Consider the following 13,402-nt stretch of genomic DNA (forward strand, 5'->3'; position numbering starts at 1 on the left):
CAAAAATTCAAATGATCGCAGATAGAAAGAGTTTTAGACTAGAAAATGTTTTGTTTTAAAAGGAAATGTGCTAAAATAGTATGTGGAAATTTGTATTTTTTATGAACATAACAGTAAATTTTAAAGGAGATTCGATGAAAACACTAGTTGTCATCCCTGCACTCAATCCACCGACTGAGTTGATTGACTATGTACAGAAATTAAAAAACTCAGGTTTAGAGGATATCTTGGTAGTAGATGATGGAAGTAGAAAAGAATTTCATTATCTTTTTGAACAATTAAAAACAGACTATCATTGTCAGGTATTGACCCATGCTAAAAACTTAGGGAAAGGACGTGCTCTAAAGAACGCCTTTAATTATTTTTTGACCATGCCAAATGTAGCTCAATTTAATGGAGTTGTTACTGCTGACTCAGATGGACAACATCGAGTGGAAGATGTACTAGCAATGGTGGAAACCATTGAAAACTCCCCAAATTCATTAATTCTGGGTTGTCGTGATTTTGACTCTGAAAATGTACCACCAAAAAGTAAATTTGGAAATAAATTAACAAAATTCGTTTTTAAACTCCTTTACGGTAGGAAAATCACAGATACGCAAACAGGGCTTCGAGGATTTCCTAAAAATATTTTAAAAGAAATGTTGGAAATTCCAGGAGAACGATTTGAGTATGAGACAAAAATGCTTATCCATGCATTTGACAGAGTGATTCCAATACAAGAAATCACGATTGAAACCATTTATTTTGATGGAAATGCAGAAACACATTTTAATCCTATTAAGGATTCGTTGAAGATCTATAAGGTGATTTTTGCCTCATTTTTAAAGTACTTAGCATCTTCTTTATCCTCCTTTATTGTGGATATTGGACTGTTCCAGCTCTTCTTATGGGGGGCAGTAGTTTTCGGGGCTCATCGAGGGGCAACTCTAATACTCTTAGCCACTATCTTCGCAAGAATTTTCTCTTCTTACTTTAATTTTACCATTAACAAAAATATCGTTTTTAATGGTGAAAAAAGGATTCATAAAACGATTGTGAAATACTATAGTTTAGCTGCTTTCCAAATGTTGGCCTCTGCTACATTGGTCACTGTAATTTGGAATATGTTTTCAGGTTCTGAAACAGTTATAAAAATTATAGTTGATATGATATTGTTTCTTGTTAGTTACCAAATTCAAAGAAGGTGGGTATTTAGATAGAAGGGGTTAAAATGCTAGTTGTCTTCAGAATTTTCTTATTGTTTTTATCATTTTTTGGATACTTCAGTTTTTTTAGGGTAAAGACAAAATTAGAGATTTCTTTTATTCCGGTCATGGTATTTTCGGGTATTGGGATAATCATTTTTCTTTCTGGTCTCTTAAACATATTGAAGCTAACATCGATTGTTCTATTCTGCATAGGAATCTTGATGAATAAATACTCTTTATTGGTTATAAAAAGTAAGAAAGATATTCAGCAAATATCGTATTTTTTTCTTGCTATGATCTTCTTATTTGTAATTTTAAAAGATAATTTATGGATTCATTATGATAATTTTTCACATTGGGGAATAGTAGCCAAAGAAATTGTGACATATAATCGATTTCCTAATTTCCAATCTGAACTGATACAATTTCAAAGCTATGCGACAGGTAGTGCTAGCTTTATTTACTACATTTCTAAAATTGCAGGTATCCATTCTGAAGGATTTATGAGTGTTGCTCAATCTTGGCTAGTACTTAGTGCATGTTTTACGTTTTTTGCATGGATTTCTCCAGATTTGAAAAAATATAGTGTTCCGACAATAATATTTAGCTTACTACTTTTTATAGTGAATATTCAACCTTATGATTTGCTTGTGGATACACTGTTGACATCATTAGCATTAGCTACTGTTAACATAATTGTTTTTTATAAAAAGAGTTTGCAACAAGTAACCTACCTACTTGGTTTAATTTTTTTATTTTTGATTTCTGTAAAAACAAGTGGAATATTTTTTGTGATTTCTGCACTATTTCTAATGATTTTATATTCATTTAAGATGAGTAAAGAGCTACGATTTAAGATTTGGTTACAGACACTCTATGTATCTCTTGGAACTGTTTTTTTAAACCTTTTGTGGAAAGCACATGTCGCCTATGTTTTTGTTGAGGGAAATAAATCAAAACATTCATTTAGTCTATCCAGCTATAAGGAAAATTTATTAGATAAAGGAAAAAGTAAAATAATTGAGATAGTATCTCAATATTTTCAACGAATTTTTTCATTTGATAATATTATTCTACTTTTATTTGTACTAATAGGGGGAATTTTAATCTATTATATTTGGAATAAAAGAAAATTGTTAGGAATGGAGTTAATCGCTTTTTCTGTTTTAGTATATGTTATCTATCATATAAATTTATTAGCCATGTATCTTGTTTCTATGCCTTATGATGAAGCAAAAAATTTAGATAGTTTTAGTAGATATGACTTGACAATCGTGTTATTTGTTTTAGGTGTTTTGCTAATATACTTACTCAAATATGCAACACAAATTTCTAATCGTTTTCTTTATTTTAGTACGATACTTTTGATAATTTTTTCCCTGATTCATAGGGCGTCTTTTTATCAATTTATTACTAGTAAATTTACCGCAGAACGTTATGAGATTGAAGAAAAGTTAAAAGATATTCCCCACCAAAATCATGTTCCTACTGTTATTAGGATTAATAAAAAATCTGTTTCAAAAGGTTACCTATGGTATTTATTTCGTTATGATCTGCAAACAAAAGATATAAGTATAAACTATCCCGATGAGAATAATTTAGGTAATACAGGTGATATTCAGTCAATTGTTATTGAGTACTGAGAGTATCAGTTCTTTTAAATATTAAATATATAGAATAATTAATTTCAAAACTTTTATTTTCCACCAAATTTTGCTATAATAGAACTACTCAAGGGAGTAGCTGGCAGAGAACTGCGGTAGTATCGTCATTTCGAAATTTATTTCCGGTGCTATCTTAAACAGCGAGACTTGTTATTGCTAACAGGTCTCTTTTTGTTTGTCTTTTGGTGCAAACAAAGGAGCCTAGATATGTAAAGGAGGAGACACATGTCCCAAGAACAAAAACGCCAAGCGTTTTACACTCAAAGTCCTGAAGAGGTCTTGAAGTCAGTTGAAGCAACTGAGCAAGGTCTTTCGTCAAGCGAAGCGCAGAAACGTCTAGCTGAATATGGACGCAATGAACTGGAAGAGGGTGAGAAAAAATCTCTCCTAGTCAAGTTTATCGAGCAATTTAAGGATTTGATGATTATTATCCTTTTGGTTGCAGCAGTCTTATCAGTCGTGACTTCAGGTGGGGAAGATATTGCGGACGCTATCATTATCTTAGCCGTAGTTATCATCAATGCCGTCTTTGGGGTCTACCAAGAAGGCAAGGCAGAAGAAGCCATCGAAGCCCTCAAGTCTATGTCTAGTCCAGCTGCTCGCGTTATTCGTGATGGACACATGGCAGAGATTGATTCCAAGGAATTGGTGCCTGGTGACATCGTAGCTCTGGAAGCAGGTGACGTGGTTCCAGCTGACCTTCGTTTGCTAGAGGCTAACTCCCTCAAAATCGAAGAAGCAGCCTTGACAGGTGAGTCAGTTCCAGTTGAAAAAGACTTGACAGTCGAGCTTGCTGCAGATGCTGGTATTGGTGACCGTGTCAATATGGCCTTCCAAAACTCAAACGTAACCTATGGTCGTGGATTGGGAGTTGTCGTTAACACCGGGATGTATACAGAGGTCGGTCATATCGCAGGTATGCTTCAAAATGCGGATGAGACGGACACGCCACTCAAACAAAACTTGAACAACCTCTCTAAGGTTTTGACCTATGCAATTTTGGTCATTGCCCTTGTTACTTTTGTAGTGGGTGTCTTCATTCAAGGGAAAGATCCACTTGGTGAGTTGATGACCTCTGTTGCGCTTGCTGTTGCAGCCATTCCCGAAGGACTCCCTGCTATCGTGACGATCGTTCTTGCCCTTGGTACTCAAGTTTTGGCCAAAAGAAATTCTATCGTTCGTAAGTTGCCAGCAGTTGAAACGCTTGGTTCAACAGAAATCATCGCTTCTGATAAGACTGGTACACTTACCATGAACAAGATGACCGTCGAAAAAGTCTTCTACGATGCAGCCCTACATAACTCGACTGATGACATTAAACTAGGTCTTGAAATGCCACTACTTCGTTCAGTTGTCTTGGCCAACGATACCAAGATTGATGCTGAAGGAAACCTGATCGGGGATCCAACGGAAACAGCCTTCATCCAGTATGCCTTGGACAAGGGCTACGATGTCAAAGGATTTTTAGAAAAGTATCCGCGTGTGGCTGAATTGCCATTTGACTCAGATCGTAAACTCATGTCAACGGTTCATCCCTTGCCGGACGGTCGTTACCTCGTAGCTGTTAAAGGAGCACCAGACCAACTCTTGAAGCGCTGTGTTGCTCGTGATAAGGCTGGAGATGTTGCTCCGATCGATGAGAAAGTCACTGAATTAATCCATACAAACAACTCTGAAATGGCTCACCAGGCCTTGCGTGTCCTTGCAGGTGCTTATAAGATTATCGATAGTATTCCAGAAAATCTTACTTCTGAAGAGCTTGAAAACAACTTGATCTTTACTGGTTTGATTGGGATGATTGACCCTGAACGTGCCGAAGCGGCTGAAGCCGTTCGTGTCGCTAAGGAAGCGGGAATCCGTCCGATCATGATTACAGGTGACCACCAAGACACAGCAGAAGCCATTGCCAAACGTTTGGGAATCATCGATGAAAATGACTCGGAAGACCATGTCTTGACTGGTGCTGAGCTTAACGAACTTTCTGATGAAGAATTTGAAAAAGTCGTTGGTCAATATTCCGTTTACGCGCGTGTATCTCCAGAACACAAGGTTCGTATCGTGAAAGCTTGGCAAAACCAAGGTAAGGTCGTTGCCATGACAGGTGACGGTGTTAATGATGCTCCAGCTCTGAAAACAGCTGATATCGGTATCGGTATGGGAATCACTGGTACAGAGGTTTCTAAGGGAGCTTCTGACATGATTCTTGCGGATGATAACTTTGCGACTATTATCGTTGCGGTAGAGGAAGGACGGAAGGTCTTCTCAAACATTCAAAAGACTATCCAATACCTACTTTCAGCCAACACTGCAGAAGTCTTGACTATCTTCCTTGCGACTCTCTTTGGTTGGGATGTCTTGCAACCTGTTCATCTTCTCTGGATTAACTTGGTAACGGATACCTTCCCAGCTATCGCTCTCGGTGTTGAGCCAGCTGAGCCAGGTGTTATGACCCACAAACCACGTGGACGTAAGTCAAGCTTCTTCTCAGGTGGGGTTCTTAGCTCCATCATCTATCAAGGCGTGCTTCAAGGTGCCTTGGTTCTTGCAGTCTACGGCTATGCTATTGCTAACCCTGTTCATGTTGGGGACAATACTGCCATTCATGCGGATGCCCTGACGATGGCTTTTGCAACACTTGGTTTGATTCAGCTCTTCCACGCCTACAATGTCAAGTCTGTTTACCAATCTATCTTGACAGTTGGTCCTTTCAAGTCTAAGACCTTTAACTGGTCTATCCTGGTTTCCTTCATTCTCTTGATGGCAACAATCGTTGTAGAACCGCTTGAAGGTATCTTCCATGTGACCAAACTAGACTTGTCACAATGGGGTATTGTTCTAGCTGGAAGCTTCTCAATGATACTTATCGTAGAAATCGTCAAGTTTGTTCAACGTAAACTTGGCTTGGATAAGAATGCGATTTAAAAAGAAAGTCATCTTCGGATGGCTTTTTTTGCATTTGAGGAGAATGGTTAGAAGTTATCCTCTTTTGTGCTATAATAAAGTAAAATAGCAAGGAGTGAAAGAGAATGGAAAAGAAAATTGTCCGAGATGTCTTATTCTTGTCGCAAGTTTCGAAAGCGGCAAGTCAGGAAGACCTTTATCTGGCTAGAGATCTGCAGGATACCCTGCTGGCTAATCGCGAGACTTGTGTGGGTCTGGCGGCCAATATGATTGGTGTGCAGAAGCGCGTGATTATTTTTAATCTGGGCCTGGTGCCTCTAGTTATGTTTAATCCTGTCCTGCTAACAAAAGAAGGACTTTACGAGACAGAGGAAGGTTGCTTGTCCTTGACTGGGGCAAGACCAACAACCCGTTATGAAACGATTACGGTTTCCTATCGCGATAGCAAGTGGCAGGAACAGACCATTACACTGACAGGTTTTCCTGCTCAGATATGTCAACATGAGTTGGATCATTTAGAAGGAAGGATTATTTAGGAGGATTTAAGATGAAACGTATTGTATTTGAAATGTTGTTTATGGTGGCGACCTGGTATATCTTTTTACCACCGCTTAACCTAACAAGTTGGGAGTTTATTTTCTTTCTCTGTGCGCATTTGGTTATTTTAGGACTCCTATTTAGTGTTGGTAAAGACAATCAACCGATTAAGAAAGTAGAAGTTGTCCATCGAGGGAGAGAAGCCGTAGAGTTAAAATTTGGAGATTTCCACTTCCAAAAACTAGGCGCTTTCTTTATCCTTTCAGCAGGTGTGATTTTTCTTTTGGCAGGTTTGGTGAGCCTTGCCACTTCAAGCTTTTTCCAAGCTAAAAACTATGCCAATGTCGTTACTCTAACTGAGAAGGAGTTCTCTGAATTTCCAAAAAGTGATACCAATAAGGTTCCTATTCTAGATCGGGATACAGCTGAAAAAATCGGGGATCGATATCTTGGATCGCTGACGGACAAGGTATCCCAATATGTAGCAGCAGATACCTATACCCAGCTAACGGTTGATGGCAAACCCTATCGGGTGACACCTTTGGAGTATGCCGACCCGATCAAATGGTTTAATAATCAGTCCAAGGGGATTGGTGAGTATATCAAGGTTGATATGGTGACAGGAAATGCGGAATTGGTGGATTTAAAAACGCCGATGAAGTATTCGGACTCCGAGTATTTTAACCGAGACGTCAAACGTCACTTGCGCTTCAAGTACCCAACCAAGATTTTTAAAACGCCATCCTTTGAGGTGGATGATGAAGGCAATCCTTTCTATGTAGCGACCGTTTATCAAAAGCAGTTTGGTCTAGGAGTTCCTCGTCCTTCATCTGTTATTATCTTAGACGCCACCAATGGAGAAACCAAGGAATACAGCTTGGATGATGTGCCAGAATGGGTGGATCGTGTCTATCCAGCTGAAGAAACCATCGAGCAAATCAACTACAACGGCAAGTATAAAGACGGCTTCTGGAATGCCTTGATTTCTAAGAAAAATGTTACCCAAACGACCGAGGGCTATAACTATCTTTCTATCGGAAATGACATTTATCTCTACACGGGGGTGACTTCAGCAAATGCTGACGAAAGTAATCTAGGATTTATCCTTGAAAATATGCGTACTGGTGAAATCACCAAGTACAACCTAGCTTCAGCAACCGAAGAATCTGCCCGTGCTTCCGCAGAAGGAGCAGTGCAAGAGAAGGCCTACAAGGCTACCTTCCCTATTCTTGTCAATCTCAATGACAAACCACTCTATATCATGGGCTTGAAGGACAATGCAGGCTTGGTCAAGGAGTATGCATTGGTCGATGCCGTGGAGTACCAAAACGTCATCGTAGCAACTACGGTAGATGAGCTCCTCAGCAAATATGCCAATAAAAACGACCTCGAGCTGGATAACGAAACGGTAGAAAGTATCAAGGGAGTGGTTTCAGATCTTAAATCAGCTGTCATCAAAGGAGATACTGTCTACTTCTTCAAAGTTGATGGCAAGATTTATAAGGTCAAGGCTTCGGTATCGGATGACCTTCCTTACCTCGAAAATGGCCAATCCTTTGAAGGTCAAGTTGGAAAAGATAATTACCTCAAGACCTTTAAAGTACAATAATACTCTTCGAAAATCTCTTCAAACTACGTCAGCGTCGCCTTGCCGTAGGTATGGTTATTGACTTCGTCAGTTCTATCTACAACCTCAAAGCAGTGCTTTGAGTAAGCCCGTAGCTAGCTTCCTAGTTTGCTCTTTGATTTTCATTGAGTATAAAAATAGGTTTTCTCAGAAAGTATATGTTATAATAAGGTAAATTAAGACTAATGGAGGACAAACAAATGGGTTTTTATTTGATGGTTGCTTCAATGCTACTTGGATTGTTCGCTTTGAAGATAGGTTTTTCTCAGTTCAAGGAGAAAAAAGATAAATTCTTATCTATCTTAACAAGCTTAGCTGGCACAGCCCTTGTTCTCGTGGCTATCTGGTTAGGATGGCCAAAATAAACAGAGAAACCTCGGTATGAACCGAGGTTTTTAAGATGAAATTCTTGGTCGTGATTGAAAAATATGCTACACTAACAATATGAAAATTTTAATCCCAACAGCAAAAGAAATGAACACAGGCCATCCTTGTATCGAAGCGCTCCCTTTGAGGGAAGAAAGTCAGGCAGTCCTTGACTCACTTGCGCATTACTCAACTAGTGAATTAGAGACTTTTTATAAGGTATCTGCCGAGAAAGCAGAAGAAGAGTACGCTCATATTCAAGCTTTAAAAGGTCACAGGGCTAAAAACTATCCAGCTTTGAAACTCTTTGACGGTCTCATGTATCGCCACATCAAACGAGATACGCTGACCGAGGCTGAACAAGCCTATCTTAAAAATCATGTTCTGATTACCTCGGCTTTATACGGTGTTGTCCCCGCCTTGTCGCCCATGGCTCCTCACCGTTTGGACTTTTTGATGAAGTTAAAAGTCGCTGGCAAAACCTTAAAGAATTATTGGAGATCAGCCTACGATAAGACCTTACAGGATGAGGACTTGATATTTTCACTTTTGTCATCAGAGTTTGAAACTGTATTCTCTAGGAAAATCAGAGAAAAGATGGTGACTTTCAAATTTATGGAGGACAAGGCTGGCCAGTTGAAAATCCACTCAACCATTTCAAAAAAAGCCCGTGGCGCCTTTTTGACCGCCTTGATAGAGGGGCAAGTCCAAACTGTCGAACAAGCTCGCAAGCTAAGTTTTGCCGGTTTTGACTACCGACCTGATTTATCAAGTGACTTAGAACTCGTCTTTGTGAAACAAGCATAAAACCAGCTCATTCGAGCTGGTTTTTGCTGGATTAGTTGATGGCTGCAAGAAGGTCGTCCGCTTGTTTTGCAAGTGATGAAGCAGTTGCTTCTTCTAACACCAATTTTTCCATCTGCCCAGGCAGAGTCATTGACACGAGTAGCAATAAAGTCACCAATTACTTGTGTATGAATAAATGGCAAGATGTCTTTATAAATAGTAAAAAGTTGGTCGTGTACAGATAAGATGGGGACAGACTTGCTTGACTGAAGAGAAGGCACAGATTGCATCAGCAGTAAGAACCACTTTACGAGCAATAGCTACATCTGGATGAGTTGAAACTTCCAAATCTTGGCTGAAAATGGGAACGGCTGAGTAATCAAGGTAGCTAACTTCCACTTAGTCAGCAAGGTTTTTTTCAGCTTCAAGAGCCATTGATGATTGAAAGGATCTTGGAGTAGTTGTCCGACGATAAGTAGCGCTTTTTAGACACGATAAGTTTCCTTTAGATAAATTTAAAGAGTAAACTCTTTTGGCGTTGTCTATGCCACAGTGAATAATATCAATTAGCAATAATTTTGCTCACAAATCTTTAAATTTTTTTAAAATCCGGATTAAGTCTTCCTTTTCTCCATCTTCCAAGATACTGAGTGCTTCTACGATAGAGTCGATATGTCCAGGTAGAACCTCTTCGATTTTTCTGCGTCCTGCAGGTGTTAATTTCAGGAAAAAGGAGCGACGATCTTTTGGGTCACAAGTTCTAGAAATCCACCCATCTCGAACCATATTTCGAATGACAACGGTCATATTTCCAGAAGTGGCTAGCATTTTTTCAATCAAATCCTGAATGCGCAGTTCTCCCTTGCTATAGAGGGTTTCAAGGACTGAAAATTGAGTTGGTGTTAGCCCATGTTCTTTGGCAGCCTTGGCTTCATATGGTTTAAAAGTTCGTATGGCCTTATTGAGGACGATAGCTGTTTTTAAATCTAATTGATTATCGGAAATTTTCTCTTTTAAATGTTGTTTCATAAGGCTATTTTATCAATAATGAGAGAGAAAAACAAGAACTTATATTTTATAGGAAAAGAATCTTAGAATATTCCTATCTTCACTTGTAATAAAGGAAGAGAGATGGTAAAATAGACGGGTGAAACTAAGACAGAAAAACGCGAAAAACAAGCTACTTTTACAATATGGAATCGGCATTGCTTTAGTACTACTAGTCATGACCACTTCCTTTCTTTACCTGATATCTCTCAGTATGAAACCCTATCAAGATGCTAGAGTTGAAGGAGAAAAACTAGCCAAGCAGTATGCAGAATTGGAGAAGGCTGATCAGGTTGATTTCTACAATGGACTAGAAGGTTATTACAGCGTTCTGGGACGTAATAAAAAGCAAGAGGCCATTGCCGTACTGATTGAAAAGAATGACCACAAGATTTATGTCTATCAGCTAGATAAGGGGATTTCTCAAGACAAGGCAGCGACGATTTCGAGGGAAAAAGGAGCTAGCGACATTGACAAGATTACTTTTGGTCGCTATCAGGACAAGCCGATTTGGGAAGTTAAGTCAGGAAACCAGTACTATCTGGTTGACTTTGAAACAGGAGCAGTGATCCAATAAAGGAGGACATATGAAACTATCCAAACGTGTACTAGAAATGGAAGAAAGCGTCACTCTAGCCAGTGATGCAAGAGCCAAAGCATTAAAAGCTCAAGGAAAGGATGTTCTTTTCTTAACCTTGGGACAGCCTGATTTTCATACTCCTGAAAACATTCAGGATGCAGCGGTAGAAGCGATTCGAGATGGACGAGCTTCCTTCTATACAGTTGCTTCAGGCCTACCAGAGTTAAAAGCGGCGGTTAATACCTATTTTGAACGCCACTATGGGTATTCCGTAGCGGCTAACGAGGTTACATTTGCCACTGGTGCCAAGTTCTCTCTCTACACCTTCTTTATGGCTGTGGTCAATCCAGGTGATGAGGTCATCATTCCTACACCTTACTGGGTCAGCTATGGAGATCAGGTCAAAATGGCAGAAGGAGTGCCAGTCTTTGTCCAGACCAAGGAAGACAATCACTTTAAAGTAACAGTAGAGCAGCTAGAAGCAGCGCGAACAGATAAGACCAAGGTCTTGGTTCTCAATTCACCATCGAATCCGACTGGTATGATTTACTCTCGTGAGGAACTCTTGGCTATCGGAAATTGGGCTGTTGCGCATGATGTCCTTATCTTAGCAGATGATATTTATGGTCGTTTGGTTTATAACGGAAATGAATTTGTTCCAATCTCTAGTCTGTCAGAAGCCATTCGCAAGCAAACCATCGTGATTAACGGTGTATCTAAGGCCTATGCCATGACTGGTTGGCGGGTAGGTTATGCTGTGGGAAATTCTGAAATTATCGCTGCTATGAGCAAACTAACAGGACAAACGACTTCAAATCTGACAGCAGTATCTCAATATGCAACGATTGAGGCGCTGACTGGACCGCAAGACTCTGTTGAAACCATGCGCCAAGCCTTTGAAGAACGTTTGAATACCATTTATCCACTCTTGTGCCAAGTGCCAGGATTTGAAGTTGTCAAGCCACAAGGAGCCTTCTATCTCTTCCCAAATGTTAAAAAAGCGATGGAGATGAAGGGGTATACCGATGTGACAGAGTTTACAACAGCTATTCTAGAAGAAGTCGGTCTTGCCTTGATTACAGGAGCTGGATTTGGAGCACCAGAAAATGTTCGTCTCAGCTATGCCACAGATCTGGATACTTTGAAAGAAGCTATTCGGCGTTTACATCAATTTATGGAAAAATAAAACTTAGAATCTTCGTCATCTTGGCGAAGATTTTTTGTAACGAAAATCTCTCGAATTTTCTCTAGTCGAACCTAGCTATCGCAGTCTATTTATGGTAAAATAGTGGGTAATGATGTCTTCGGACAAGATTAACGATAAAGGAAGATAGATTATGACAAAACGTGTAACGATTATCGAAGTAAAAGACTACGTTGGTCAAGAAGTGACCATCGGAGCCTGGGTTGCCAACAAATCTGGAAAAGGGAAAATTGCCTTCTTGCAATTGCGTGATGGAACAGCCTTTTTCCAAGGAGTTGCCTTCAAACCAAACTTTATTGAAAAGTTCGGTGAGGAAGTGGGTCTAGAGAAGTTTGATGTCATCAAACGCTTGAGCCAAGAAACGTCTGTTTATGTGACAGGGATTGTCAAAGAAGACGAACGTTCTAAGTTTGGCTACGAGCTCGATATTACAGACATCGAAGTGATCGGTGAATCTCAAGACTACCCAATCACTCCAAAAGAACACGGAACAGACTTCTTGATGGATAACCGTCACTTGTGGCTACGTTCTCGTAAGCAAGTGGCTGTAATGCAAATCCGTAACGCTATCATCTATGCAACTTATGAGTTTTTCGACAAGAACGGCTTCATGAAGTTTGATAGCCCAATTCTTTCAGGAAACGCAGCAGAAGACTCAACAGAACTCTTTGAAACAGACTATTTTGGAACACCAGCCTACTTGAGCCAATCAGGTCAGCTTTACCTAGAAGCAGGGGCTATGGCTCTTGGCCGTGTATTTGACTTTGGTCCAGTATTCCGTGCTGAAAAATCAAAAACGCGCCGTCACTTGACTGAGTTCTGGATGATGGATGCGGAGTACTCCTACTTGACACACGATGAATCACTTGACTTGCAAGAAGCTTATGTGAAAGCTCTTCTACAAGGTGTTTTGGATCGTGCGCCTCAAGCCTTGGAAACCTTGGAACGTGATACAGAGCTCTTGAAACGCTACATTACAGAGCCGTTTAAACGCATCACTTACGATCAAGCCATTGACCTCTTGCAAGAGCATGAGAATGATGAAGATGCTGACTACGAGCATTTGGAGCATGGAGATGACTTTGGTTCACCACACGAAACGTGGATTTCAAACCACTTTGGTGTACCAACCTTTGTCATGAACTACCCAGCAGCTATCAAGGCCTTCTACATGAAACCAGTTCCTGGAAATCCAGAGCGCGTGCTTTGTGCAGACTTGCTTGCGCCAGAAGGCTATGGAGAAATCATTGGTGGTTCTATGCGTGAGGAAGACTATGATACCCTTGTCGCTAAGATGGAAGAACTTGGTATGGATCGTACAGAATACGAATTCTACCTTGACCTTCGTAAATACGGTACAGTACCACACGGAGGATTTGGTATCGGTATCGAGCGTATGGTAACCTTCGCAGCAGGAACAAAACACATCCGTGAAGCTATTCCATTCCCACGTATGTTACATCGTATCAAACCATAAACTAGTGAAAAGAAGATAATTTC

The 13,402-nt window shown here is 39.9% G+C and carries 10 protein-coding genes and 3 pseudogenes; 11 read left to right on the plus strand and 2 right to left on the minus strand.

Annotated elements, in window-relative coordinates; genetic code table 11:
- Positions 1–134: 134 nt before the first annotated feature.
- The 8 genes and pseudogenes from SORDD16_RS02920 to yaaA all read left to right on the plus strand — a co-directional run bounded on the left by SORDD16_RS02920 (position 135) and on the right by yaaA (position 9,092).
- On the plus strand, positions 135–1,202 hold the full coding sequence (locus SORDD16_RS02920) for a bifunctional glycosyltransferase family 2/GtrA family protein (RefSeq protein WP_061452317.1): 1,068 nt from the start codon (positions 135–137) through the stop codon (positions 1,200–1,202).
- A 209-nt stretch (positions 1,203–1,411) separates the two neighbouring features.
- Positions 1,412–2,833 (plus strand): hypothetical protein, encoded by a 1,422-nt coding sequence (locus SORDD16_RS02930; protein WP_061452319.1) that lies wholly within the window; start codon positions 1,412–1,414, stop codon positions 2,831–2,833.
- Positions 2,834–3,079: 246 nt separating this feature from the next.
- Positions 3,080–5,776 carry a cation-translocating P-type ATPase gene (locus SORDD16_RS02935; RefSeq protein ID WP_061452320.1) on the plus strand — a complete coding sequence of 899 codons (2,697 nt, stop codon included), beginning with the start codon at positions 3,080–3,082 and terminating at the stop codon, positions 5,774–5,776.
- A gap of 104 nt (positions 5,777–5,880) precedes the next feature.
- Positions 5,881–6,291 (plus strand): peptide deformylase, encoded by a 411-nt coding sequence (locus tag SORDD16_RS02940; RefSeq protein WP_061452321.1) that lies wholly within the window; start codon positions 5,881–5,883, stop codon positions 6,289–6,291.
- 11 nt (positions 6,292–6,302) lie between these two features.
- Positions 6,303–6,489: pseudogene (locus SORDD16_RS12295) on the plus strand (hypothetical protein); the annotation flags it as partial.
- 65 nt (positions 6,490–6,554) lie between these two features.
- Positions 6,555–7,901 (plus strand): annotated as a pseudogene (locus tag SORDD16_RS02945) (hypothetical protein); the annotation flags it as partial.
- A 218-nt stretch (positions 7,902–8,119) separates the two neighbouring features.
- Positions 8,120–8,284, plus strand: coding sequence for a YczI family protein (locus SORDD16_RS02955; RefSeq protein ID WP_061452323.1), 165 nt, complete (start codon positions 8,120–8,122; stop codon positions 8,282–8,284).
- A gap of 79 nt (positions 8,285–8,363) precedes the next feature.
- Complete coding sequence (gene yaaA / locus SORDD16_RS02960) at positions 8,364–9,092, plus strand: peroxide stress protein YaaA (RefSeq protein WP_061452324.1); 729 nt, start codon at positions 8,364–8,366, stop codon at positions 9,090–9,092.
- 31 nt (positions 9,093–9,123) lie between these two features.
- On the opposite strand, the pseudogene SORDD16_RS02965 reads toward yaaA, so the two are convergent.
- Positions 9,124–9,544 (minus strand): annotated as a pseudogene (locus SORDD16_RS02965) (NAD(P)H-dependent oxidoreductase).
- Positions 9,545–9,653: 109 nt separating this feature from the next.
- Positions 9,654–10,100: a MarR family winged helix-turn-helix transcriptional regulator gene (locus SORDD16_RS02970; RefSeq protein ID WP_061452325.1), complete on the minus strand. Its 447-nt coding sequence runs from the start codon at positions 10,098–10,100 to the stop codon at positions 9,654–9,656.
- Positions 10,101–10,218: 118 nt separating this feature from the next.
- On the opposite strand from SORDD16_RS02970, the gene SORDD16_RS02975 reads away from it, so the two are divergent.
- From SORDD16_RS02975 to asnS, 3 genes are all read left to right on the plus strand, one after another.
- Positions 10,219–10,695: a cell wall elongation regulator TseB-like domain-containing protein gene (locus tag SORDD16_RS02975; protein ID WP_061452326.1), complete on the plus strand. Its 477-nt coding sequence runs from the start codon at positions 10,219–10,221 to the stop codon at positions 10,693–10,695.
- A 10-nt stretch (positions 10,696–10,705) separates the two neighbouring features.
- Positions 10,706–11,884: a pyridoxal phosphate-dependent aminotransferase gene (locus tag SORDD16_RS02980; RefSeq protein ID WP_061452327.1), complete on the plus strand. Its 1,179-nt coding sequence runs from the start codon at positions 10,706–10,708 to the stop codon at positions 11,882–11,884.
- 151 nt (positions 11,885–12,035) lie between these two features.
- The gene (asnS, locus tag SORDD16_RS02985) at positions 12,036–13,379 is read left to right on the plus strand and encodes an asparagine--tRNA ligase (RefSeq protein ID WP_061452328.1); all 1,344 of its coding nucleotides are present in this window, start codon (positions 12,036–12,038) and stop codon (positions 13,377–13,379) included.
- Positions 13,380–13,402 lie beyond the last annotated feature (23 nt).

Origin of the sequence: Streptococcus oralis (assembly GCF_001578945.1) — a bacterium.
GTDB lineage: Bacteria > Bacillota > Bacilli > Lactobacillales > Streptococcaceae > Streptococcus > Streptococcus oralis_Q.

Coding starts and splice junctions, on each gene's coding strand:
- SORDD16_RS02920 (WP_061452317.1), top strand. CDS start 135: ATGAAAACACTAGTTGTCATCCCTGCACTCAATCCACCGACTGAGTTG.
- SORDD16_RS02930 (WP_061452319.1), top strand. CDS start 1,412: ATGAATAAATACTCTTTATTGGTTATAAAAAGTAAGAAAGATATTCAG.
- SORDD16_RS02935 (WP_061452320.1), top strand. CDS start 3,080: ATGTCCCAAGAACAAAAACGCCAAGCGTTTTACACTCAAAGTCCTGAA.
- SORDD16_RS02940 (WP_061452321.1), top strand. CDS start 5,881: ATGGAAAAGAAAATTGTCCGAGATGTCTTATTCTTGTCGCAAGTTTCG.
- SORDD16_RS02955 (WP_061452323.1), top strand. CDS start 8,120: ATGGGTTTTTATTTGATGGTTGCTTCAATGCTACTTGGATTGTTCGCT.
- yaaA (WP_061452324.1), top strand. CDS start 8,364: ATGAAAATTTTAATCCCAACAGCAAAAGAAATGAACACAGGCCATCCT.
- SORDD16_RS02970 (WP_061452325.1), bottom strand. CDS start 10,100: ATGAAACAACATTTAAAAGAGAAAATTTCCGATAATCAATTAGATTTA.
- SORDD16_RS02980 (WP_061452327.1), top strand. CDS start 10,706: ATGAAACTATCCAAACGTGTACTAGAAATGGAAGAAAGCGTCACTCTA.
- asnS (WP_061452328.1), top strand. CDS start 12,036: ATGACAAAACGTGTAACGATTATCGAAGTAAAAGACTACGTTGGTCAA.